The following is a 24190-nucleotide window of genomic DNA, read 5'->3' as shown; positions in this document are numbered from 1 at the left end:
TACATCAGTCGTTCTGGGTAGAACCGGCATGTTAACGCTCGCAAACGCCTCCCTTGGCGCGATCTTAATACACATGCTGCGATGCGGCATCAATCAAAGTGTTTACGCCGGGTAACTGATCCAGTTTTTCGGCCCCCAACTGACCCATGTTGGCTTTCAGGTCCTGTCGCAGAATATCGGCGACATGTGCGGGACCGTCGGCACCCAACGCAGCAAGCCCGTATAGAAAAGCACGCCCCAGCATCACGAAATCAGCCCCCAACGCTTTGGCGCGCAGAATATCCAGACCACCTTCGATACCGCCGTCAAAGATCAGGGGCAGGTCAGTGGCCGTCCGAATGGCGGGCAAAACCTCAATACTGGCGGGTGCGCCATCAAACTGTCGACCGCCGTGATTCGATATCCAGATGGCATCGACGCCAACCTGTTGCAGCCGTTCGGCATCCTCGGCGCGCATGACGCCTTTGATGATGAAAGGACCGTCCCACGCATCGCGCAGCCATCTGACATAGTCCATATCTGGTGAGGTGCGCAGCAAGTACCCGACATGAGCCGTAGAGGGCAGGGCACTGTCCCCGTCGATATACTTGTCCAATGTGCGCATCCTTGGCATCCCATGCCTTGCCATCCCCAGGGCCCATTGGGGCCGTCGCGCGATCTGCGCCAGCAAGCGCGGCGTCAGTTTGGGCGGGTTCGTCAACCCCGACCGGGTTTGCCGTTCCCGCCGTGACGCGACTGGGACGTCCACGGTCAGGACCAGTGTCGAGAACCCGGCCGACTTTGCGCGACCCAGCATATCCTGACGAATTTCTGGGTCCTTCGGCGGGTACAGCTGGAACCAGGCGTTGTTACCGAGATCAGGCGCCAAATCCTCGGGGCTCTGACTGGCGACGGTTGACAGGGTATAGGGCAGGCCTTCTTTGGCGGCGGCTTTTGCCAATAACCTTTCGGCGTCGGGCCAGGTCAGGCCGCACATCCCGATCGGCGCAATCCCAAAGGGCAGCGGGAACTCCTGCCCGAGAAACCGAACGCTGGTGTCACAATCGATCGGCCCGTGCAGGATTGAGGGCAGAAATCCCAGCCGATCCAGCGCCTTGCGATTGCGGCTCAATGTAGCTTCGGTGCCGGTCCCACTGTCCAGATATTCCCAGACGAAATACGGTATCTTGCGCCGCGCTTGGCGCTTCAGATCAGCGATGCCGGGGAATTTGCTGTGCAGGTCCATGTAACTTGATCCAACCTGCCGTGCGATTCTGCAAGGTTTTCAGGCCGCTGGCGCAGGTGGGACCGCCTTTGGCACCTGTTTTGGCGCGGCTTTTGCCTCCCGGGCAGCAGACGCTTCGGTTCCTGCGACCTGCACCTGGTTCCGGCCCTTGTCTTTGGCCGTATACAAGGCATCGTCCGCCGCGCGCATCAAATCCTGTGGCATGGTGCCATGCGCCGGGTAATGGGACACACCGACCGAGATCGCGATGCGGGGCAGCGATTTCTCACCGTATCGCACCGAAACGGCCTCGACCGCTTGCCGTATCTGCTCGGCGCGGGTAACCGCGTCTTCGGGCGCGTTGTCGGGCAGGATCAGCATGAATTCCTCGCCGCCGATACGACAGGCGACCTCGTCCCGGTCGCAGCCCTGTTCCAACGCAGACCCTACAGCGCGCAGAACCATATCCCCGGCATCATGGCCATGGGTATCGTTGAATTTCTTGAAGTGGTCCACGTCAACCGCGACCAAGCTGAGGCGTGCCCCGGTTTGCTGACTGCGGGTTATGGACTTTCGCAGTGTTTCCGTCATGTGCCGGCGGTTGAACAACCCGGTCAACGGGTCCCGCACAGATTGGTCGTGCAACTGATCGCGCATCTGTACATTGGCAATCGCCATGCTGATCTGTTCGGCGCACAACTGGGCGAGCTTCTTGCTTGCATGAAAAGCTTCCCCCTTGTGTTCATGGGCCCGCAGGTGCAGCAAACCAACCGTTTCTCCATGCGCCAGAATGGGAAAGCAAAAGTAAGGCCGCCCGTCATGCGGTTCAGCATGTTCACAAACAAAGTCAATCTCAGAGGCTCCGTATTCATAGGTTCGCCCCCGGCGCAGGCCCCAGCACCCTTCGGGGTGGATATGTGCTTTGTGCGTGCCAGCGTTCCAGCTGGCGCAGCCGTCCAATACATCGCGTGAGTTCGAATAGACGTAAACGCTGCCCTCAGCCTCGGGCAGAATGTGGGTCATGAAGCGCGAGACCATGTCAAACAGCTCATCCAGTGACCGGCTGGACTGCAGCCATTCATTTAATTCTCCCAGCAAGCGAACCTCACGTGCCAAGCGAATCTGCTCAGCCATCAAGTCGCGTTCCTTGGCGGATTGCTTATGCAGCGCTCTAACTTGAAACCGGTTGGTGCGATACGTCACGAAGGACACGATACAAAGCGCAAGTACGGCAATCCCGCTGAGTATGGCCAATGAAATTCTGAGGCGGGTAATGAAAGTGGCGCGCAAATCGGAAATGTCGGTATAGAACTCAACCGCGCCTAAAAACCGGCCATTCTTGGTCACGGGCATGAAGACTTCGGCCACATTGTGCTGGATGGCGTTCTGGACATTGTCCGTATGCAGATCGAGCCCGTCTATTTCGGACAATGGAACCACTTCCTGAATGTAATGCACCAATCCACGCGCAACATCGCTACGGAAAAAGGCGCGGTTTTCCATGCTGCCGACTTCCTCTGGTCTGGTGGACCAGATGACGCGACCTGCCGTGTCGAACAATTTGAAACGATAAACATCCGAGGCCTCGGGCATCGAGGCCAGAAATTCGGCGTCGTGCTCATCAATTTCGCCGGTGCGCAGGGTGGATTCTGGGTTTTCAAGATGCAAAACAACCCGCCGTTTCCACAATTCGGCCTGTTTCAGGATATCTGTCTGCAGCATCCGGTCGACCAGCGGTGCCGGAAGCTTGTAAATCCCCCATCCGGCAAATGCAGTTACCGCGATCAGCAGCACTATGATCAACGTCCACTTCAGCCGATGACTGCCATTCTGCCAATAGGAATTATTCATGACTTTACGCTCCCACAACGATGGGGAAAGTATCAGAAGTCAGGTTTGACAAATGGTTAACGCGTCCGGCTGATCTGTGTCGCTGTTGATTAGAATTGGCCGGAACCAAAGGCAAAGAATCGCGCGAACAAGGCGTGAACAAACTCTTTCCCTCGGCGCGGTTCCGGCGTAGTTTGGACAGATGAGCAGTTTTGACGAAATGGACGCCTTTGAGGGCGCATCGCTATCGGCGCGGGCGATGGCCGCGCGGCCCATGCCTTATCTGGACGAATTGAACCCGGCGCAACGCGAAGCGGTTGAACGTTTGGACGGTCCGGTTCTGATGCTGGCGGGGGCCGGAACGGGCAAGACCAAGGCTCTGACCGCACGCATCGCCCATTTACTGACCACGGCACGCGCCCGCCCGAATGAGATATTGTCGGTGACCTTTACCAACAAGGCCGCGCGCGAGATGAAAACCCGTGTGGGTCGCCTTTTGGGCCAACCCGCCGAGGGCATGCCCTGGCTGGGCACGTTCCATTCGATCTGCGTCAAGCTGCTGCGCCGTCATGCGGAACTGGTCGATCTGAAATCGAACTTCACTATTCTGGATACCGACGATCAGCTGCGCCTGCTCAAGCAATTGATTCAGGCGGCGAATATCGATGACAAACGCTGGCCCGCGCGGATGCTGGCCGGAATCATCGATGACTGGAAAAACAGGGCGCTGACACCTGCCAAAGTGCCCGCCGCGGATGCAGGGGCCTATAACCACAAGGGTATCGAGCTTTATGCTCAGTACCAGACCCGTTTGCGCGAACTGAACGCGGTGGATTTCGGTGACCTGCTGTTGCACATGGTCACGATCTTTCAGATCCATACGGACGTGCTGGAGCAATACCAGCGCTGGTTCCGCTATATTCTTGTGGACGAATATCAGGACACCAACGTCGCCCAGTACCTCTGGCTGCGCCTGCTGGCCGGGGTGCACAAGAACATCTGCTGCGTGGGCGATGACGATCAGTCGATCTATGGCTGGCGCGGGGCCGAGGTGGGCAACATCCTGCGGTTCGAAAAGGATTTCCCCGGCGCCTTTGTGGTGCGGCTGGAACAGAACTATCGGTCAACGCCGCATATTCTGGCGGCGGCCTCGAATGTGATCAGGGGCAACGAAAGCCGGTTGGGCAAAGAGCTGTGGACCGCTGCGGAAGACGGTGAAAAGGTCCGGCTGATCGGTCATTGGGACGGCGAGGAAGAGGCCCGCTGGATCGGTGAGGAAATCGATGCGATGCAGGGCGGTACGCGGGGTGTGCGGCCGATCGGGTTGGATGAGATCGCAATCCTTGTCCGCGCCAGCCATCAGATGCGCGCGTTTGAGGATCGGTTCCTGACTATTGGGCTGCCCTACAAGGTGATCGGTGGCCCTCGGTTTTATGAGCGGATGGAGATCCGCGACGCCATGGCCTATTTCCGGCTGGTGGTCAGCCCCGGCGATGATCTGGCGTTCGAGAGGATCGTGAATACGCCCAAACGCGGCCTTGGCGACAAGGCGCAGCAGACGATCCAGATGACGGCGCGGGAAAACGGCGTGTCTCTGGTCGATGGGGCGCAGATCGCGGTTGATAACGGGTTGATCAAGGGCAAGGGCGGCAAGGCGCTGCGTGAGTTGATCGACGGGCTGGCACGCTGGAATGCGATGACACGCGGACCGCGGATCGAGGTCGATGACGATGTGGTGATTGATGACGGTGCAGCGCCCATGCGGTTTGGTGCGCCCGAAATATCGCATATCGAGCTGGCTCAGATCATTCTCGACGAATCCGGTTACACGACGCACTGGCAGAATGAAAAAACGCCCGAGGCGCCGGGGCGGTTGGAAAACCTCAAGGAACTGGTCAATCAGCTGGATAACTTCGAGAATCTGCAGGGGTTTCTCGAACATGTCAGCCTTGTGATGGACAATGAAAAAGAAGGCGACGGGGTCAAGGTTTCAATCATGACGCTGCACGCGGCCAAGGGATTGGAATTTCCCGCCGTATTTCTGCCGGGGTGGGAGGATGGGCTGTTCCCGTCTCAGCGGTCGATGGACGAAAGCGGGCTCAAGGGCCTAGAGGAGGAACGGCGGCTGGCTTATGTCGGCATCACCCGCGCCGAAGAGGTCTGTACGATTTCTTTTGCCGCAAATCGGCGGGTCTTTGGGCAGTGGCAGAATTCCATGCCGTCGCGCTTTATCGACGAGCTGCCCGAGGACCACGTTGAGGTCCTGACGCCGCCGGGACTTTATGGTGGTTCGCAGCCAGCAGCAGGGATTGAAACCCGCGCGGCCGAGGCGAATGTCTATAACTCACCTGGCTGGAAGCGGATGCAGGCGCGGCAGGGGCAATATGGCATGGCGCAGCCGAAAGAAAGCCGCAATACGGTGATTGATGCCACTGCGGTTGCCAGCTTCACACTGGGGGAGCGGGTGTTTCATCAGAAGTTCGGCTATGGCGCGGTGACGGGCATCGAGGGCGACAAGGTCGAGGTCGATTTCGACAAGGCCGGCACCAAGAAAGTGGTCGCGCAATATCTGTCCGCCAAGGACGACATCCCGTTTTAACCAAAATGAATGTGCCTGACGGCACATGCTTAACACTTTGAAGGGCGCCCGGTTTCGACCGCGGCGTCTTTTTCATGTCTGAAGATACAAAAACGGCGGTTCCCAGGGAGGAGGAAGGGAACCGCCGTTCTTTTCTACATCAGAGCAGGGAGGAGGAAGCTCCGATGTATCCGGTCCCGGGTTTGACCCCGGTATGTGTAAGTCGCGGCGACACCAGGGAGGAGGAGAGGTGCCGCCGCGCGCTTTCAACATCAGGGCAGGGAGGAGGAGAGCCCCGATGTATCCGGTCCCGGGTTTGATCCCGGTATGAGTTAGACGCGGCGACGTCAGGGAGGAGGAGAGACGCCGCCGCGTGCTTGCAACACCGGGAAAGGGAGGAGAAGTACCCGGTGTGTCTGCGTCCGGCGTTCAGGGCCGGTATAAGGTGCGGCGACATCAGGGAGGAGGAGAGATGTCGCCGCTGATATACAGGTCCAAAGGGAGGAGATGGACCTGATCTCGGTTATGTCGTGTTGCGCTTAACGCGTCAGTTGTTCTTCTGTGGCCTGCATCGCAAGACGACGGATCATCGAGCGGTGCAATCCCAGATCGGCCAGTTCACGATCCGATAGCTCGGACAGTTCATTTACCGTCTGGCGGTACATGCGGTAACGGGCGAAACGGGTCTTTGCGACCTCGATCAAAGATGTCAGGCCGGTTGCCGGCGCGCCTTTGAGCGCGGTTTGTTGTGTTGCTACAGCCATGTTCGTTACCCAGTAGATGTCGTTGCTGCCGGTGTTGTCCGGCGTTTGCTTGAGACTGAAAATAGGCCAATGCTGCGATTGCACAATAGCTCACGTCGTCAATGCTGCTATGCAGCAATTGCATAGATATCAATGTGTTGTAAGTGTGATGGCGGAAGGGCTTTGAAAATAAGGGTTTTTAACGCCCTGCGTACAAACCGTGGTTTTTCCATGACCTAAAGGCATGCAGACGATTGCCCCTTCTTTGTGCGGGCATTCTGAAATTTGTGCGATTTGCAATCGCTATGTCAGGCGATGTGCGGCCCCCTTACCAACCCCCGCAATCCTTCGCATGGGAAATTATGGGAGGGCACGGAGTTTTGGAGTGAGGGATTGCTTGACCGGTGTGGCGGTCTGTGATTCGTCCGAAAAAACACGATCTGAACGGGATGGCGGATGAGTATTCGCCACTTGTGAAACAATTATGGGAAATTATGGGATTATCGAGGTGGCTGCCAGCATTCACTATATATTGGGATTCTGGGACAAAGCAGGTCAATCTGTGGTGCAAGTTGGTTGCTTTATGTTCGTTGTCGAACCGGCAATATTGTGTTTGACTGAGATTCTGTTGAAAATAGTTGTTGATTTCCATGAATTCCCATGGCATCCCTAATTCATCCGATGAGGACGAGGCACATGGGGCGCCAAACGACCCCGAACCAATAAAATCAGGTTTCATACAGGCATCTCGCTTTCATCAATCAAGAGATCCGGCGCGCGGGCGAGCAGACATCCCCCCAGGTGGCGCGCGCAGCTGGACATCCCGCACAGCGGGTCAATGCGGCGGGTTGATCAGTGGCAGCAGATCAACCCGCCGTTTTTCATCTGGGGGACTAAAGTTTTAGTGGGGCGCAAGCGGAAGGGACAGTCGTCTTGGCGCGCAGGTTTAGAGGTGAAAGCCACCACAAGGTGGATGCGAAGGGCAGGGTGTCGATCCCGGCCTCGTTTCGCCGTGTGCTTGAGGCTTCTGACCCGAACTGGCAGCCCGGTGACGCACCTGAACTGGTGATTGTCTATGGTGACCACCGCCGTAAATTCCTTGAATGCTATACCATGCAGGCAATCGAAGAGGTTGACGCCAAGATTGATGCATTGCCGCGCGGATCGATGCAGCGGAAGATGCTGCAGCGGATGTTCCATGGTCAGTCCTTTCCAACCAATGTAGATGAAACTGGTCGTCTGGTTTTGCCGGCAAAGCTGCGCAGCAAAATAGGCCTTGAGAAAGATGCCTTCTTTATCGCCGCCGGTGACACGTTTCAGATATGGCAGCCCGAAACATACGAGTCCGTAGAACTGGCGTCGACCGAAGAATGGCTGGATGAACAGCCAGATGATTTCGATCCGCTGGAGTTTCTTGATGGCGTCGGGGACGCGTGACGGCATGGCCGGCGCGGACACCCCTTCGGATAAACCTCACGTCCCTGTTCTGTTGCGCCCCTTGCTGGCGGCGGTTTCACCTATTTCGGGTGTCTGGCTTGACGGAACCTTCGGGGCCGGGGGGTATACGCGCGGCTTGCTGGACGCTGGGGCCGAAAAAGTCATCGGTGTGGATCGCGACCCGCTGGCTTTTGAAATGGTCACTGACTGGGCGGGCGACTATGGCGACCGGCTGGTGTTGCAACCCGGTGTATTCTCGCGCTTGGATGAATATGCGCAGGATCTTGACGGCGTAGTGCTGGATCTTGGCGTCTCGTCCATGCAACTGGATCAGGCAGAACGCGGCTTTTCTTTTATGAGAGACGGCCCGCTGGACATGCGTATGAGCCAGGAGGGCGAAAGTGCCTCGGATCTGGTCAACACCGCGACCGAGACGCAATTGGCCGATATCCTGTTCCACTATGGTGAAGAGCGCGCCAGCCGGCGCATCGCCAGGTCAATTGTGAAGGCGCGCACCGAAGAGCCGATCACGACAACTCTGCGACTGGTTGGAATTATTGAATCCTGTCTGCCACGCCCCAAGCCGGGGCAATCGCACCCAGCAACGCGCAGCTTTCAGGGGCTGCGGATCGCTGTGAATGCAGAATATGAAGAGCTGTTTCAAGGCCTGATGGCGGCTGAACGCGCACTTAAGCCCGGCGGGCAACTGGCTATTGTGACCTTTCATTCAATTGAGGATCGGATGGTCAAAAGGTTCTTTCAGTCCCGCGCAGGTAAAACCGGGCGCGCCAACCGGTATGCGCCTGAGATTGAACAGGAACTGCCGCAATTCACGCTGAAAACCCGTAAGGCCGTTGGCCCGGATGATGAGGAATTGCAGGACAATCCACGCGCGCGCTCAGCAAAACTGCGTGTGGCTGTGCGGACCGATGCTCCGGCGGGGGAAATTGACTCGCGTGCTATTGGGATGCCGCAACTTGGGGGGAGGGCAAAATGAAGAGTGTATTGTATGTGTTAACCGCTCTGGCCGTGTTCGGATTGGCACTTTGGGCCTATCAAGAGAACTATCGCACCCAGCAAGTGGTGAAAGAAACACAGCGGTTGCAGCGTGAGATCGGCATGGCGCAGGTGAAGCTGGCTGTTCTGAACGCCGAATGGGCGTATCTGAACCGTCCCGACCGGCTGCGCGAACTGGCTGATCTGAACTTTGAACGCCTTGGCCTGCTGCCCCTGCGCGCTGAACAGTTTGGTCGCGCCGATCAGATTGCTTATGCCGAGGACCCGGACCTGCCCATCGTCGACCCGATCGAATTACAGGCCATCACCAATACGCAGGCACTGGGCGAGGTTCAGTTCCCATGACCCGCACGCCTCTACGTCCGCTTGCCCGTATCCTTGAGGCCCGTGCCCGTGGCGAAAACCCCAAAGTGATTGAGCGCGAAAATATTCGGCAGCGCCACGAAGACATGAAAGACCGCGCCCGCGCCCGCGCCGAAGGGCGCCTTTTGGTGTTGGGCCTATTCTTTTTCTGCGCGTTCTCAGTGGTTGGTGTCCGCATGGGCATGCTTGCCACGTCCGAGGCGCAAGAACCGCTGGCCAACGCGCCGGGGGCCGCCATCGCCATGCAGCGCGCCAACATTGTTGACCGCGAAGGCCGCATTCTGGCAACCAATCTGGACACCTATTCTGTCTATGCGCAACCGCCATTGATGATCGATCCCGTTGCCGCAGCTGATCAGTTGGTGGCAATCTTCCCTGATCTGGAAAAAGAGCGTCTGGTCAAGGACTTCACCGGTGATCGCAAATTCCTGTGGATCAAGAAACGCATCTCGCCCGAGCAAAAACAAGCGGTGCACGATATCGGTGATCCAGGCATTCTGTTTGGTCCGCGTGAAATGCGGCTGTATCCCAATGGCCGTTTGGCCGCTCATATCCTGGGTGGTTCTGGCTTTGGTCGTGAAGGCGTCAGCGCCGCCGAGGTGATCGGTGTGGCCGGTGTCGAAAAGCAGTTCGACGACTATCTGCGCGATCCGGCCAATGGCAACAAGCCGCTTCAGCTGTCACTTGACCTGACCATTCAGGCCGCAGTCGAGCAAGTGCTGTACGGCGGCATGAAGATCATGAATGCCAAAGGCGCATCGGCCGTTTTGATGAATGCGCATACGGGCGAGGTGGTCTCGGCGGCCTCGCTGCCATCCTTTGATCCCAATGATCGCCCACGCCCGCCGACCTCGGGGTTTGATCCCTCTGACAGCCCGCTGTTCAACCGCTATGTGCAAGGCGTGTACGAGCTGGGCTCGGTGTTCAAAATCTTTACGGCCGCGCAGGCTGTGCAGCTGGGGTTGGTGAATTCGAATACCATTATCGACACATCTGGCCCGATGCGGATCGGTCGTTTCCCGATCGGGGAGTTCAACGGCAAGAATTACGGCAAGATCAGCGTGGCGGATGTGATCGTCCACAGCTCGAACCGGGGAACGGGGCGGCTGGCACTGCAGATCGGCGCGAAAAGACAGCAGGAGTTTCTGCGCGCATTGGGCATGTTCGAGCCCACTCCGTTTGAGATTGTCGAAGCGAAGGGCGGCGAGCCTCTCAAACCCAGGAAATGGGGTGAGCTCAGCACGGTAACGATTTCCTATGGCCACGGGTTGTCGACCAGCCCGATGCATCTAGCAGCGGGTTATGCAGCGATTGCCAATGGCGGGCATTATGTCAGCCCGACCATCCTGCGCAAAAATGGCCCGCAATATGGACCGCGCGTAATGTCGGACAACGCCGCGCAACAGGCGCAGACCATGTTGCGCCGCGTGGTGACGGATGGCACGGCCAGCTTTGGCGATGTGGCGGGGTACGATGTGGCGGGCAAAACCGGCACGGCGGACAAACCCAAGCCGCGCGGCGGCTACTATGACGACAAGGTCATCGCCACCTTTGCGACGTTCTTCCCAGCCTATGATCCCAAGTATGTACTGATCGTCACACTGGATGAGCCCTCGATTGTCGCCTACGGCGAAAAGCGCCGCACAGCGGGCTGGACAGCGGTCCCGGTTGCGGCAGAACTGATAGGACGTATCGCGCCCTTGTTGGGCCTACGTCCGCGGCTTGAGCCTGAGGCGGGCGCTGCTATAACGCTGACCTCAAATTAGGCTGTCCAAACGAGGTGGGTCATGGGCGCAAGAACGAAGAAACTTAGCCAACTGGCCCTGACGGCACGGGGCGGGGCGAACCCCGACATTACCGGGCTGGCGGTTGACAGCCGCGAGGTCAAAGACGGGTATCTGTTCGCAGCCCTTCCCGGTACGCGTGTCCATGGTGGTGAGTTCATTCAATTTGCGCTGCGCATGGGCGCATCGGCCGTTCTGACCGATGCCGAAGGTGCTGAGATTGCGGCCTCGGAACTAGCGGCATCTGATGCCGCGCTGATCGTTGTCGAAGACCCAAGACAAGCTTTCGCCGGATGCGCCGCGCTTTGGTTTGGCGCACAACCGCAAACAATCGTGGCCGTCACAGGCACTAACGGCAAAACCTCGGTCGCGACCTTTGTACGCCAGATTTGGGCCGAACTTGACCATGCTGCGGTCAATCTTGGTACCACCGGGGTCGAGGGCGCCTGGACCGCGCCTCTGGCCCATACTACGCCAGAGCCGATCACCCTGCATCGTTGTCTGGCCGAAGCGGTCGAGAATGGCGTGACTCATGCGGCGATGGAGGCATCCTCACATGGGTTGGAGCAGCGCCGCCTGGACGGAGTTCAGCTGACCGCTGCCGGGTTTTCGAACTTTACGCAGGACCATTTGGACTATCACGAAACCTTTGAGGCCTATTTCGACGCCAAAGCGGGCCTGTTTGACCGGGTTCTGCCGCAGGATGGCACGGTCGTGATCAACATGAGCGATCCCAAGGGGGCTCTGGTCCGTAAAATTGCCGAGGCGCGGGGGCAAAAGGTGCTGACGGTCGGGCTGGGCGATGCGGATTTGTGCCTGATGAACCAACGGTTTGACGCAACGGGGCAGGATTTGCGTTTTTCGTGGCAGGGCAAAGTGGTTCTGAGTCGGCTGAACCTGATCGGAGGGTTTCAGGCCGAAAATATCCTGTTGGCCTGTGGCCTTGTAATTGCCGCCGGGGACGACCCTGCCCGTGTTTTCGAAACCTTGCCGAATCTGACCACCGTGCGAGGCCGCATGCAGTTGGCCGCAACCCGGGAAAACGGCGCAGCGGTGTTTGTGGATTACGCCCATACTCCGGATGCTGTTGCCACCGCGCTCAAGGCGTTGCGCCCACATGTGATGGGCCGTTTGATCGCCATTGTCGGTGCGGGGGGGGATCGTGATGCCACCAAACGCCCCCTGATGGGACGGGCTGCGGCCAATCACGCGGACGTCGTGTTTGTAACGGACGACAATCCGCGCAGCGAAGACCCTGCGGCCATCCGCGCCGCTGTAATGGCGGGCGCGGCCGAGGCTACCGAAGTAGGTGACCGGGCCGAGGCGATCTTGCGCGGCATTGACGCGCTGCAACCTGGCGACGCGCTGTTGATTGCGGGCAAAGGGCATGAGACAGGCCAGATCGTGGGCGATCAGGTGTTGCCATTTGACGACGTGGAACAGGCCAGCATATCAGTTGCGGCACTCGACGGGAGGGTCGCATGACGCTTTGGACAGCGACCGAGGCAGCCAAGGCCACAGGCGGGCGTGTGACAACGGATTGGACCGTAGGCGGCGTGTCCATCGACACGCGCACCATTCAGCCCGGCGATTTGTTTGTCGCGCTGAAGGCGGCAAGGGACGGGCACGACTTTGTGGCGCAGGCGTTGGAAAAAGGGGCGGGGGCCGCTCTGGTTTCGCGCGTGCCCGACGGTGTGCCAGAAGACGCACCACTGTTGATTGTCGAGGATGTGCAAACAGGGCTTGAGGCGTTGGGGCAAGCGGCCCGCGCGCGTTGTTCTGCGCAGGTGGTTGGCGTGACCGGCAGTGTCGGCAAGACCTCGACCAAAGAAATGCTTGCCAGCATTCTGGAAATACAGGGAAAAACACATGCCAGTGTTGCCAGCTATAACAACCATTGGGGGGTGCCGCTGACCCTGGCTCGGATGCCGCGTGACGCAGCGTTTGCTGTGATCGAGATTGGAATGAATCACCCCGGGGAGATCGGGCCTTTGGCGCTGCAATCCAAGCCACATGTGGCGTTGGTGACAACCGTGGCGGCAGTCCATCTTGAGGCTTTTGAATCGGTTGAAGGCATCGCGCGTGAGAAGGCGGCGATTTTCCACGGGTTGGCAGAGGGTGGTGTGGCCATAGTAAATGCGGATGTCAGTACAGCGGATATCTTGCGGACCTGCGCGCATAAGCACGCCTCCAAGACCGTCGATTTCGGTCGCAAGGGCACAGACTACGTCCTGACCGACGTGACGCAAGGACCTGACTCAGTTCAAGCAGTAGCTCAGGTTGGCGACAAAACGGTGTCATATGACGTTCGGTCCGCCGGAACACATTTTGCAATGAATGCCTTGGGGGCGTTGGCAGCCAGTGTCGAAATGGGCGTCGATCTGGATCAGGCGATTGCTGGTTTAAAGAACTGGACGCCGGTCAAGGGGCGCGGCGTGCGGGAACACATTGCGCTGCCGGATGGCGGCCAGATTGAGCTGTTGGATGACAGCTATAATGCCAACCCCACCTCGATGGAGGCCGCGCTGGATGTGTTGGCTGCATCTCAGGGCACACGCCGGGTTGCGTTTCTGGGTGACATGAAAGAGTTGGGTCTGCGGGAGGTCGCCATGCACGCCGAAATGGCGCAGGCGACAGCGATGGGGCAGGTAGATCAGGTCCATTGCATCGGCCCGTTGATGCGGGCGCTGCATCAGGCTTTGCCCGAAGACAAACGCGGGCTTTGGTTTGAAACCAGCGCCGAGATGGCCGCGCATCTGCCTGATCTGATCCGGGCAGGGGATACAGTGCTGGCAAAAGGCTCGCTAAGCATGGTGCTGGCGCGTATTGTTGACGGTTTGCGGAAAATGGGGCAAGGGAGCGCGCTGGACCCATGATCTCGGCACGAGAAAGGTTTTGATATGCTCTATTGGTTGACCGGCCTGTCGGACGGAGGGGATTTCTGGAACCTCTTTCGCTATATCACGTTCCGGGCCGGGGGTGCGTTTATGACAGCGCTGATCTTTGGGTTTATTTTCGGTAAACCCCTGATCAACGTGCTGCGGCGCAAGCAGGGCAAAGGCCAACCTATCCGCGATGACGGGCCCGAAGGGCATTTCTCGAAGGCTGGAACGCCCACCATGGGCGGCTTGCTGATCGTTGGCGCGCTGGTGACGTCGACCCTGGTCTGGGCTCGGTGGGATAACCCATACGTCTGGATGGTGCTGTTTGTGACGCTGGCTTTTGCTGCCATTGGTTTTGCCGATGACTATGCCAAAGTATCCAAGCAGAACACCAAGGGCGTGTCCGGAAAAATGCGTCTGTCACTGGGGGTTATCATTGCAGTTTTGGCCTCGCTTTGGGCGACGTTGCATCACCCCGAAGCGCTGCAGAACCAAATGGCTGTGCCGGTTTTCAAAGACACGCTGGTCAATCTGGGGGTTTTCTATATTCCCTTTGCCATTGTTGTGATCGTTGGTTCGGCCAACGCGGTAAACCTGACCGATGGTTTGGACGGGCTTGCCATTATGCCTGCGATGATCGCGGCCTCGACGCTGGGGATCATCGCCTATGCGGTTGGCCGGGTCGACTTTACCGAGTATCTGGATGTGCATTACGTGCCGGGAACCGGAGAGATTTTCATCTTCACTTCGGCGCTGTTTGGGGCTGGGCTGGGGTTTCTTTGGTACAACGCGCCGCCTGCGGCCGTGTTCATGGGTGATACCGGTTCGCTTGCATTGGGGGGTGCGCTGGGTGCGATGGCCGTGGCGACCAAGCATGAACTGGTATTGGCGGTTGTCGGCGGTCTGTTCGTGGTTGAGGCGCTGAGTGTGATCATTCAGGTGCTGTACTTCAAACGCACCGGGCGCCGTGTATTTCTGATGGCACCGATCCACCACCATTACGAGAAAAAAGGCTGGGCGGAACCTACCATCGTGATCCGGTTCTGGATCATCTCATTGATCCTGGCGATGATCGGGCTGGCCACGCTGAAAGTCCGGTAACACTCCCGCCAGGTTCGGCGGACCTACGGTCCACCTGCCACCTGTTGGGCCAAGCTCGTGCTGACGCACGAGCCTGACCGTGCCCTTGCCATCGGTGAATTCTTCGGTGCAGTGTGGCGGCCAATCGAGACGTTGAAAGAGGGTGGGGCGGCATGATCCCGGTCAAAGGGTTTTCAGGGCAGAAGGTTGCAGTTCTGGGGCTTGGCCGATCGGGGCTGGCCACTGCGCGTGCGTTGCGGGCGGGCCAAGCGGAACCGGTATGCTGGGACGATAACCCTGCGGCCCGGGAAAAGGCCGAGGTTGAAGGATTCGCCTGCGCGGATCTGCGCCGTCATGGCGCATTTGAGGGCATCGCGTCGCTGATTGTTTCGCCGGGTATCCCGCATCTTTATCCGGAACCGAACCCGGTAGTCGCGGCCGCGCTTGAGGCTGGTGTGCCTGTAGACAATGACATCGGGTTGTTCTTTCGGTCCTTTGCCGGATCGGAATGGAACAATTTCGAAACCCCGCCGCGGGTGATTGCGGTAACCGGGTCAAATGGGAAATCCACCACGGCGGCTTTGATCCATCACATCCTGACCGAGGCCGGGCGCGAAGCCCAGTTGGCCGGCAATATTGGACGTGGAGTTCTGGATATCGACCCGGGCGGGGACGGCTCGGTCGTAGTGCTGGAGCTATCCAGCTATCAGACCGAACTGGCCCGGGCGCTGACTCCGGATGTGGCGGTGTTCACCAACCTGTCGCCGGACCATCTGGACCGGCATGGTGGCATGGGTGGCTATTTCGCTGCCAAACGTCGCTTGTTTTCCGAAGGGGGGCCGGATCGCGCTGTGATCGGTGTGGATGAGAGCGAAGGCGCGTTTCTGGCTGGCCAACTTGCTGAAGGGCCGACCGATGACCGGGTCATCCGAATCTCTGTCGCGCGCAAGCTGACTGGGCCGGGCTGGCAGGTCTTTGCGCGCAAAGGATTCCTGTCGGAATACCGCAAAGGTCGACAAGCCGGTGCGATTGATCTGCGTGACATCAAAGGGCTGCCAGGGGCACATAACCATCAGAACGCCTGTTCCGCCTATGCCGCGTGTCGTGCACTGGGGTTGGCGCCGCGGTTGATCGAGGATGCGCTGCACAGCTATCCAGGTTTGCCGCATCGCAGTCAGATTATCGCCGAGTCCGGTGGGGTCACCTATGTAAACGACTCGAAAGCCACCAATGTGGACAGCGCATTGAAAGCCCTGAGCGCGTTCAAAAAGGTCCGCTGGATCTGTGGCGGGCTTGAGAAAGAGGGCGGCATTGCCGCGTTGAACGGGGCCAAGGACAAGGTGATCAAAGCCTATGTCATTGGGCGTGAAGCGGCGAATTTCGCCATACAGCTTGAGGCCGACGCGCAGGTCTGCACGACGATGGCAGACGCCGTCGAACAAGCCATGGCTGAGGCCCAGCCGGGTGATACGATCCTGCTGGCCCCGGCAGCCGCCAGTTTCGACCAATATGACAATTTCGAACAGCGCGGAGAGGATTTTGTGGCCCAGGTCCAGCAACGGTTACCGGACTAGCCATTTGCAATAGACCGCCGGTTGGGCCAAGCTGCGGCGCTATCAGCTTGACGCGCCATGATTATTGGGCTTGCTTGCCTGCAAATTCAAAACGAGGTTATGACTATGCCGTTTCGTAAGTTTTCTCTGATCCTGCCCGCCCTTCTTGTGGCTGGCGCCTGCACAAACACCGGTGCGAACTATCAGCCTGTCGTTGATGGCCCCGTAGGCCCCAACTACAATGTGGATCTGCAGCAATGTCAGCAACTCGCCGCATCGCAAGCCAGCGTTGATGGCTCCACCGCAGGGAATGCCGCCATTGGTGCCGTCGGTGCCGCCGCTGTTACCGGAATCGTACAAGACAGCAGCGACAATCTGGGCCGGGCAGCCGTTGCTGGTGCATTGGTTGGCGCCGGTGCGGACGTGATCAACAAGAATCAGAACAAAGAGGTTCTGGTGCGCAACTGTATGCGCGGTCGCGGTTACAACGTCGTCGGCTAAAGCCCCGTACACAGAGTGTCGGCTAAGGCCACGCGCAGAGTGTCGGTTAACGTCTGGCGATTGCAGTGCCAGCGGCGTGGCCCGAGGACCATGCCCACTGGAAGTTGTAGCCGCCCAGCCAGCCGGTGACATCCACCGCTTCACCAATCGCATAGAGGCCGGGGACATCCCTGGCCTCCATCGTTTTCGACGACAAATCATCGGTGTTGATGCCGCCAAGGGTCACTTCGGCGGTGCGATACCCTTCCGAGCCCGAGGGCGTCAGCGGCCAGTCCGACAGGGCTGCGATCAGCTCTGCCAAAGCGGCGTCCGACTGATCGGCCAGATTGCCCTGCATCGCGATATGCTGCGTTAAATAGTCCACCAACCGTCCGGGCAGGTGGCGCGACAACTCGGTCGTCAGCGCCTTGCGTCCACCGCTTTGGCGTTGTTCGCGCAGCAGGTCGAACAGGGGCAGGTCAGGGATCAGATTGACCCGAATCTCTTCGCCTTCAAGCCAATAGGACGACAGCTGCAGCACCGAAGGCCCGCTGAGGCCGCGATGGGTGAACAGCAACGCCTCGTCAAACGCGGTGCGGTCATTCGACAACCGTACAGGCAGGGACACTCCGGACAGGTCTTTGAACCTGCCGTCCGAAAAGGTGAACGGCACCAGAGCAGCCCGCGTTTCGGTCATCCGCAGCCCGAACTGGCGCGCGATATCATACGCCAGCCCCGTCGCGCCCATCTTGGGGATCGACTTGCCGCCGGTGGCCAGAACCAGATTGGAGCAGGTCAAACTGTGACGCTGCCCCTCAAGGTCAACCTCTAGCGCAAAGCCAGCGTCGGTCTTGCGCAGATCCTGAACGGATGCCCGCACCCACAGCTCGGCCCCGGCGCCCGCCATCTCATCCAGCAGCATCTGGATGATTTGCTTCGAGGACCCGTCGCAGAACAGCTGCCCCAGTGTCTTTTCGTGCCATGCAATCCCGTGCCGTGCGACCAGATCAACGAAATCCCACTGCGTGTAGCGCGCCAAAGCGGATTTGCAGAAATGCGGGTTCTGCGACAGGAAATTCTCGGGCCCCGCATGCATATTGGTGAAATTGCAGCGCCCTCCGCCTGAGATGCGGATTTTCTCACCCGCGGCCTTGGCGTGATCGATCACCAGCACGCGCCCACCACAATGGGCCGCGCACATCATGCCAGCCGCGCCAGCACCAAGGATGATCGTGTCATAACTCATCTGCTGCGCATGGCGCGGATTGCACGAGATGGCAAGAGCTTGCGGTTTTTGCGCTCGTACACGACAGCGGAAATACCAAACCCTGAACTGAATGAGAAAGACTGGGTCAGTCTAGTGGAACTGCGAAGTGTCTTGGTCTCCGTCTTCCTTGGTCATCGATGACTTCGGTTCTTTTCCCGTTGCCACCTAGATACTCGCGAGATGATCTTCGTCCGCGGTGATCTTCGATTGTGATTACGTATCTGTTTCCGTTTAGACCGGAAATAAAGCGGACGAGAAATGCCGCGTAGTCAGAATGGTCCACTTGCTGTTTCTCACAGAAATTCGGAAAAGCGTTGCGATACAAAGGAATTATCGTTGCCATTTCATCGTCAAACAAGGCTCCTTGAACCCGACCTGTCAGAAAGTTCGCAATAAAAAAACCGTCTTTCGCACATGCTGCCTCGGCGAAAACACTCGCCGAAATCACATGTGGTGGCGCGACGAAACTCAGGCCTCCTGCAAGAGAATCCGTGAAATTATGAGCCACGCTATGAAGAAGATTGTGCTTCATGCCACAACAATAATTCGAAATCCGACCTTCAGAAAAGCCAAAACGTGCCCGGCGAATCCATTCATTGGGTTTGTCCTGTTCATTCCGCTAGCCCAAACGCAAAAATCGCGGTAGAGTCTCAACCAGATCCCGAAAACGGGACGTTGACGAGGCAGATAGTGGCGGTATCTCATGACTGAGATGGTGTATGGCGCGGTCCAGGACCAGCGCGGCGAACCGATTCTACCAAAGTGGTGGCGGACGATTGATCGCTGGACGATGTCCTGCGTTCTGATCCTGTTTGTCATCGGCTTGTTGCTGGGGCTGGCCTCATCGCCGCCTCTGGCAGGGCGCAACGGGTTCGATCCGTTCCACTATGTTGAACGCCAGGCGCTGTTTGGCGGGGTGGCACTGATTGCGATGCTGCTGACCTCGATGATGTCGCCGACTTTGGTGCGGCGACTTGCAGTGCTGGGCTTTCTGGCGTCTTTCGTGGCGCTGGCATTTCTGCCGGTTTTTGGCACCGATTTCGGCAAAGGGGCGGTGCGCTGGTATTCGCTGGGCTTTGCCTCTCTGCAACCATCTGAATTTCTGAAACCCGGGTTCGTCGTGGTGGCCGCATGGCTGCTGGCGGCGTCGCAGCAAATCAACGGCCCGCCGGGGCGGCTGTGGTCTTTTGCGTTGTGCATGGCGATTGTCGCCATGTTGGTGATGCAACCCGATTTCGGTCAGGCTTGTCTGATGCTTTTTGGCTGGGGCGTGATGTATTTCGTGGCTGGTGCGCCGATGCTGTTGCTGGTTGGCATGGCTGGAGTCGTCGTGCTGGGCGGCATGTTCGCCTATTCCAACTCGGAACATTTTGCCCGCCGCATTGACGGTTTTCTGAACCAAGAGGTCGATCCGACCACCCAACTGGGCTATGCCACCAACGCCATCCGCGAGGGGGGTCTGTTTGGTGTCGGCGTGGGCGAAGGCCAGGTGAAATGGTCGCTGCCCGATGCGCATACGGATTTCATCATTGCCGTTGCGGCTGAGGAATACGGGCTGATCCTGGTGCTGATCATCATCGCGCTCTATTCCATCATCGTGGTGCGATCGCAGCTGCGTCTGATGCGCGAGCGCGATATGTTCATCCGTCTGGCAGGCACTGGTCTGGCCTGCATGTTCGGCGTTCAAGCGATGATCAACATGGGCGTGGCCGTGCGTTTGCTGCCTGCCAAGGGCATGACGTTACCGTTCGTCAGCTATGGCGGCTCATCTCTGATTGCCGGGGGTATTGCGGTTGGCATGCTTTTGGCGTTTACCCGCTCGCGCCCACAGGGCGAACTAGGTGATATTCTGCGCGGACGAGGCTAATGGGCAAACCCTATCTGTTGATTGCGGCTGGCGGCACCGGGGGTCATATGTTCCCGGCGCAGGCGCTGGCCGAGGCGATGCTGCACAAGAGCTGGCGCGTGCGCCTGTCCACCGATACGCGCGGCGCGCGCTATACCAGCGGATTCCCCCATACGACCGAAATAACCGAGGCCTCCTCGGCCACCTTCGCCCGTGGCGGTCTGGCGGCCAAATTGATGGTCGGCCCCAAGATTGCCGGCGGCGTCACCGCGATGAGCGTTCATATGCTGCGCGACAGGCCAGATGTGGTTGTGGGATTTGGCGGCTACCCGTCGATCCCGGCGCTGGGGGCCGCGACCCTGCTGAAAATCCCGCGCATGATCCACGAACAAAACGGAGTGTTGGGCCGGGTGAACCAATTGTTTGCCACCCGCGTGGCCCAGGTGGCCTGCGGCGTCTGGCCCACCGACCTGCCCGAAGGGGCGCAGGGCATCCACACGGGCAACCCGGTGCGCGCCGCCGTGTTGGACCGGGCTGCTGCAGGTTACATTCCACCCGGCGATTACCCGATGTCGATCCTGGTGATGGGCGGCAGCCAGGGCGCGCGCGTCCTCAGCGATGTGGTGCCCGGCGCCATTGCGGCACTGCCCGAGGGTCTGCGCCACCATATCCGCGTCGCCCATCAGGCGCGCGACGAAGACGGCGCCCGGGTGACCGCGTTTTACAACGACCATGGTATCCGCGCCGATGTGCAGCCCTTCTTTCAGGACGTGCCGCGCCGCATGTCCGACGCACAGTTGGTAATCTCACGCTCGGGCGCGTCCAGCGTCGCTGATATCTCGGTCATTGGCCGCCCCTCAATCCTGGTGCCGTTTGCGGCGGCCGCAGGTGACCACCAGACCGCCAATGCGCGCGGGCTGGTGCAGGCAGGCGGCTCGGTGATGATCCCCGAAAACCTGCTTGACGTTTCCGCCCTGACCGAGCAGATCACCGCCGTTTTGACCAACCCGGAAGCCGCGCAGAAAATGGCCCGCGCCGCCCTGTCGACCGGCGCGCCGGACGCGACCGAGCGTCTGGTGGCCCTCGTTGAACAGCTGGCGCAGAAGGAGACCCCATGAACCCCGCAACCAAACTGCCGCAAGACGTCGGGCCGATCCACTTTGTCGGAATTGGCGGGATCGGAATGTCGGGCATTGCCGAAGTACTGCTGAACCTGGGCTACCGGGTTCAGGGATCGGATCTGAAGGCCTCCAAGATCACCGACCGTTTGGCTGGTCTGGGGGCCGAGATTTTTGTCGGTCAGCGGGCCGAAAATCTGGAAAACGCGGCGGTGGTTGTTGTGTCAACCGCGATCAAGCCAGGCAACCCCGAACTGGATGGCGCACGTGCGCTGGATCTGCCGGTGGTCCGCCGCGCCGACATGCTGGCCGAACTGATGCGCCTGAAATCCAACATCGCCATTGCCGGAACCCACGGCAAGACCACCACCACCACGATGATGGCTGAACTGATGGTGGCGGGCGATTTTGACCCGACCGTGATCAATGGCGGCATCATTCACGCCTATGGCTCCAACGCCCGGATGGGGCAGGGCGAATGGATGGTGGTCGAGGCCGACGAATCCGACGGCTCGTTCAATCGCCTTCCCGCCACGATTGCCATCGTTACCAATATCGACCCCGAACATATGGAGCATTGGGGCGATTTCGATCACCTGCGCGAGGGGTTTTACGAGTTCGTCTCGAACCTGCCGTTCTACGGCCTTGCGGTCTGTTGTACAGACCATGCCGAAGTGCAAACGCTGGTCGGCCGGATCTCGGATCGTCGCGTGCGCACCTATGGGTTCAACGCGCAGGCCGATGTGCGGGCGGAAAACCTGACCTACAAGGGCGGCATCGCGCATTTCGACATCCACTTGCAATATGAAGACACGGTGATCGAAGGCTGCACCCTGCCGATGCCCGGCGATCACAACGTCTCAAACGCGCTGTCGGCGGTGGCTGTGGCCCGTCATCTGGGTATGAAAGCTGCTGAAATCCGCGAGGCTCTGGCCAATTTCGGCGGCGTCAATCGCCGGTTTACCAAAGTGGGCGAGGTCGACGGGGTCACCATCATCGACGACTACGGCCACCACCCGGTTGAGATCGCCGCCGTGCTGAAAGCCGCCCGTCAGGCGACCGAGGGCCGGGTGATTGCCGTGCATCAACCGCACCGATACTCGCGCCTGTCCAACCTGTTTGATGATTTCTGCACCTGTTTCAACGACGCCGATGTCGTGGCCATCGCCGATATTTTTGCAGCCGGAGAAGACCCGATCGAAGGTGCCTCACGCGATGATCTGGTCCAGGGGTTGATCCGCCACGGCCACCGCCACGCGCGCGCGCTGCTGGATGAGGCTGATCTCGAACGACTTGTCCGCGAACAGGCCCGCCCCGGCGATATGGTTGTGTGCCTTGGGGCTGGTACCATCAGCGCCTGGGCCAATGGTTTGCCCGAGCGTTTACAACAAAATCATGACGCGGGCGTAGTGGACTCTGGGGTCGCGCAACTTTAAAGGGTGATCTCGCAACTGCAGAATGTACGTCCTTGGAGGGGCAATTGGTGTATTCGGTGCTATTCGCAGCCTTATGGGTCGTGGCCTCGACAATCGTGGCCATGCTGCCAATGCGTCTGCAATTCCCACCGGGGGTTGTGTTGTTCATCGCGGCCCCGGCGCTGATCGTTTGGCTTGGCCATGATTTTGGCTGGTTCTTCTCGGTTCTGGGCTTTGCGGCGTTTGCCTCGATGTTCCGCAACCCGATCCGATTTTATTGGCGCCGTTGGACCGGGCAGGAGGTTGAGGAATGAACTGGTCCATCGCCCTCGCCGCCCTATGGGGCATAGCCGCAAATGTGCTGGCGATGATCCCCAGCAACGACAACCACTGGTCCCGTGCTTATGCCCTGATCGCGGTCGGCATCCCGATACTGGGCTACGTCACCCTACAAAACGGCCCATGGATCGGGCTGATCGTTCTGGCGGCAGGCATGTCGGTGTTGCGTTGGCCGGTGATCTATCTGGGCCGTTGGCTGCGCAAGCGAATCTGAACCACCCCGTGCCGGTTACGGCTTGCTTTGCCGGATCAAATCCGCGATTTAACCGCCATGACGACGTTTCCAAACCCACGTGGCAAGCTGACCGAAAACCGGTCGTTGAACGACCTGACTTGGCTCCGCGTCGGCGGTCAGGCGGATTACCTGTTTCAGCCTGCTGATAAAAAAGACCTGCAGGGTTTCCTGCGCGATCTGCCAGAAGGTGTCCCGGTCTTTCCCATGGGCGTCGGGTCCAACCTGATCGTTCGTGATGGCGGATTGCGTGCTGTCGTGATCCGGTTGGGTCGCGGATTCAATAGCATATCAGTTGGCGGAAACACCGTCACCGCAGGTGCGGCCGCGCTGGACGCTCATGTGGCGCGCAAGGCAGCTGACGCAGGTGTGGACCTGACCTTTTTGCGCACCATTCCCGGCTCGATCGGCGGCGCAGTGCGGATGAATGCCGGGTGTTATGGCAGCTACACGGCGGATGTGTTGCGCAAGGCCACCATCGTCACGCGGCAAGGTGAGGTTTTGAACCTGACGCCTGAGGATCTGAATTTCCGGTATCGCCAATCCGATCTGCCCGAAGGCGCGGTTTTGATCTCGGCCACGTTTGAAGGCCCGTCAGGCGACCCCGAGGAGCTGCACGCCCGCATGACGGCGCAGCTACAAAAGCGGGATGAGACCCAACCCACAAAGGACCGCAGCGCGGGCTCGACTTTTCGCAACCCGGCGGGCTTTTCGTCCACGGGTCGTACAGACGATGTGCATGACCTCAAGGCGTGGAAGGTCATCGACGATGCGGGCATGCGTGGGGCGTCGCTTGGCGGCGCGCAGATGAGTCAAAAGCACTCGAACTTTCTGATCAACACGGGCACCGCCACGGCGGCAGATCTGGAAGGATTGGGCGAGAAGGTACGAAAAAAGGTTTACGAAACAAGCGGCATCACGCTAGAGTGGGAAATCATGCGGGTCGGTGATCCGCTGACAGAATAAAGCCCCATCCGTCAGACCAATAACAGGCAATTTAAGGCGACGGATCAAAGGCATAA

At 59.1% G+C, this 24190-nt stretch carries 20 protein-coding genes; 16 read left to right on the top strand and 4 right to left on the bottom strand.

Annotation, left to right across the window (positions count from 1 at the left end; genetic code table 11):
• Nucleotides 1–64: 64 nt before the first annotated feature.
• Both RUM8411_RS03290 and RUM8411_RS03285 read right to left on the bottom strand, forming a co-directional pair.
• Nucleotides 65–1225 (bottom strand): alpha-hydroxy acid oxidase, encoded by a 1161-nt coding sequence (locus tag RUM8411_RS03290; protein ID WP_085821221.1) that lies wholly within the window; start codon nt 1223–1225, stop codon nt 65–67.
• A 39-nt stretch (nt 1226–1264) separates the two neighbouring features.
• Entirely contained in the window at nt 1265–3055 is a 1791-nt protein-coding gene (locus RUM8411_RS03285) for a sensor domain-containing diguanylate cyclase (RefSeq protein WP_085821220.1), read from the bottom strand.
• 181 nt (nt 3056–3236) lie between these two features.
• Here RUM8411_RS03285 and RUM8411_RS03280 point away from each other — a divergent pair, with 181 nt between their 5' ends.
• Nucleotides 3237–5633, top strand: a complete 2397-nt coding sequence (locus tag RUM8411_RS03280) for an ATP-dependent helicase (protein ID WP_085821219.1) — start codon at nt 3237–3239, stop codon at nt 5631–5633.
• A 518-nt stretch (nt 5634–6151) separates the two neighbouring features.
• Here the strand turns inward: RUM8411_RS03280 and RUM8411_RS03275 are convergent.
• On the bottom strand, nt 6152–6376 hold the full coding sequence (locus RUM8411_RS03275; RefSeq protein WP_085821579.1) for a DUF1127 domain-containing protein: 225 nt from the start codon (nt 6374–6376) through the stop codon (nt 6152–6154).
• 912 nt (nt 6377–7288) lie between these two features.
• On the opposite strand from RUM8411_RS03275, the gene mraZ reads away from it, so the two are divergent.
• From mraZ to RUM8411_RS03225, 9 genes are all read left to right on the top strand, one after another.
• On the top strand, nt 7289–7792 hold the full coding sequence (mraZ, locus tag RUM8411_RS03265; RefSeq protein ID WP_085821217.1) for a division/cell wall cluster transcriptional repressor MraZ: 504 nt from the start codon (nt 7289–7291) through the stop codon (nt 7790–7792).
• 4 nt (nt 7793–7796) lie between these two features.
• The gene (rsmH, locus tag RUM8411_RS03260; RefSeq protein WP_085821578.1) at nt 7797–8789 is read left to right on the top strand and encodes a 16S rRNA (cytosine(1402)-N(4))-methyltransferase RsmH; all 993 of its coding nucleotides are present in this window, start codon (nt 7797–7799) and stop codon (nt 8787–8789) included.
• A complete protein-coding gene (ftsL, locus tag RUM8411_RS03255) occupies nt 8786–9154 on the top strand; it encodes a cell division protein FtsL (protein ID WP_085821216.1) in 369 nt (122 codons plus the stop codon). The genes rsmH and ftsL overlap by 4 nt, the downstream gene beginning before the upstream one ends.
• Nucleotides 9151–10938: a peptidoglycan D,D-transpeptidase FtsI family protein gene (locus RUM8411_RS03250; RefSeq protein ID WP_085821215.1), complete on the top strand. Its 1788-nt coding sequence runs from the start codon at nt 9151–9153 to the stop codon at nt 10936–10938. The genes ftsL and RUM8411_RS03250 overlap by 4 nt, the downstream gene beginning before the upstream one ends.
• 21 nt (nt 10939–10959) lie before the next feature.
• Entirely contained in the window at nt 10960–12441 is a 1482-nt protein-coding gene (locus RUM8411_RS03245) for a UDP-N-acetylmuramoyl-L-alanyl-D-glutamate--2,6-diaminopimelate ligase (RefSeq protein ID WP_085821214.1), read from the top strand.
• Nucleotides 12438–13832 carry a UDP-N-acetylmuramoyl-tripeptide--D-alanyl-D-alanine ligase gene (locus RUM8411_RS03240; protein WP_085821213.1) on the top strand — a complete coding sequence of 465 codons (1395 nt, stop codon included), beginning with the start codon at nt 12438–12440 and terminating at the stop codon, nt 13830–13832. Before RUM8411_RS03245 ends, RUM8411_RS03240 begins: the two co-directional genes overlap by 4 nt.
• 24 nt (nt 13833–13856) lie before the next feature.
• Nucleotides 13857–14939, top strand: a complete 1083-nt coding sequence (gene mraY, locus RUM8411_RS03235) for a phospho-N-acetylmuramoyl-pentapeptide-transferase (RefSeq protein WP_085821212.1) — start codon at nt 13857–13859, stop codon at nt 14937–14939.
• A gap of 152 nt (nt 14940–15091) precedes the next feature.
• Nucleotides 15092–16492, top strand: coding sequence for a UDP-N-acetylmuramoyl-L-alanine--D-glutamate ligase (murD, locus tag RUM8411_RS03230; protein WP_085821211.1), 1401 nt, complete (start codon nt 15092–15094; stop codon nt 16490–16492).
• Between the two features lie 105 nt (nt 16493–16597).
• The gene (locus tag RUM8411_RS03225) at nt 16598–16972 is read left to right on the top strand and encodes a glycine zipper family protein (RefSeq protein ID WP_234995121.1); all 375 of its coding nucleotides are present in this window, start codon (nt 16598–16600) and stop codon (nt 16970–16972) included.
• Nucleotides 16973–17018: 46 nt separating this feature from the next.
• Here the strand turns inward: RUM8411_RS03225 and RUM8411_RS03220 are convergent, their stop codons facing one another.
• Complete coding sequence (locus RUM8411_RS03220; RefSeq protein WP_085821210.1) at nt 17019–18197, bottom strand: BaiN/RdsA family NAD(P)/FAD-dependent oxidoreductase; 1179 nt, start codon at nt 18195–18197, stop codon at nt 17019–17021.
• Between the two features lie 724 nt (nt 18198–18921).
• Between RUM8411_RS03220 and ftsW the strand changes: the two genes are divergently transcribed.
• From ftsW to murB, 6 genes are read left to right on the top strand one after another with little or no spacing between them, the layout of a single operon-like run.
• Nucleotides 18922–20085 (top strand): putative lipid II flippase FtsW, encoded by a 1164-nt coding sequence (gene ftsW, locus RUM8411_RS03210; protein ID WP_085821208.1) that lies wholly within the window; start codon nt 18922–18924, stop codon nt 20083–20085.
• The gene (locus tag RUM8411_RS03205) at nt 20085–21182 is read left to right on the top strand and encodes a UDP-N-acetylglucosamine--N-acetylmuramyl-(pentapeptide) pyrophosphoryl-undecaprenol N-acetylglucosamine transferase (protein WP_085821207.1); all 1098 of its coding nucleotides are present in this window, start codon (nt 20085–20087) and stop codon (nt 21180–21182) included. The genes ftsW and RUM8411_RS03205 overlap by 1 nt, the downstream gene beginning before the upstream one ends.
• A complete protein-coding gene (gene murC / locus RUM8411_RS03200; protein WP_085821206.1) occupies nt 21179–22618 on the top strand; it encodes a UDP-N-acetylmuramate--L-alanine ligase in 1440 nt (479 codons plus the stop codon). The genes RUM8411_RS03205 and murC overlap by 4 nt, the downstream gene beginning before the upstream one ends.
• A 47-nt stretch (nt 22619–22665) precedes the next feature.
• Nucleotides 22666–22911, top strand: coding sequence for a DUF2484 family protein (locus RUM8411_RS03195; RefSeq protein WP_306372814.1), 246 nt, complete (start codon nt 22666–22668; stop codon nt 22909–22911).
• The gene (locus RUM8411_RS03190) at nt 22908–23150 is read left to right on the top strand and encodes a DUF2484 family protein (RefSeq protein ID WP_085821205.1); all 243 of its coding nucleotides are present in this window, start codon (nt 22908–22910) and stop codon (nt 23148–23150) included. The genes RUM8411_RS03195 and RUM8411_RS03190 overlap by 4 nt, the downstream gene beginning before the upstream one ends.
• A 57-nt stretch (nt 23151–23207) precedes the next feature.
• On the top strand, nt 23208–24134 hold the full coding sequence (murB, locus tag RUM8411_RS03185; RefSeq protein ID WP_085821204.1) for a UDP-N-acetylmuramate dehydrogenase: 927 nt from the start codon (nt 23208–23210) through the stop codon (nt 24132–24134).
• Nucleotides 24135–24190: the final 56 nt, after the last annotated feature.

The sequence above is a fragment of the Ruegeria meonggei genome (assembly GCF_900172215.1).
Taxonomy (GTDB): Bacteria; Pseudomonadota; Alphaproteobacteria; order Rhodobacterales; family Rhodobacteraceae; genus Ruegeria; species Ruegeria meonggei.
Note: the sequence above shows the minus strand (reverse complement) of the source record. Positions and strands in the feature narration are given on the sequence as shown.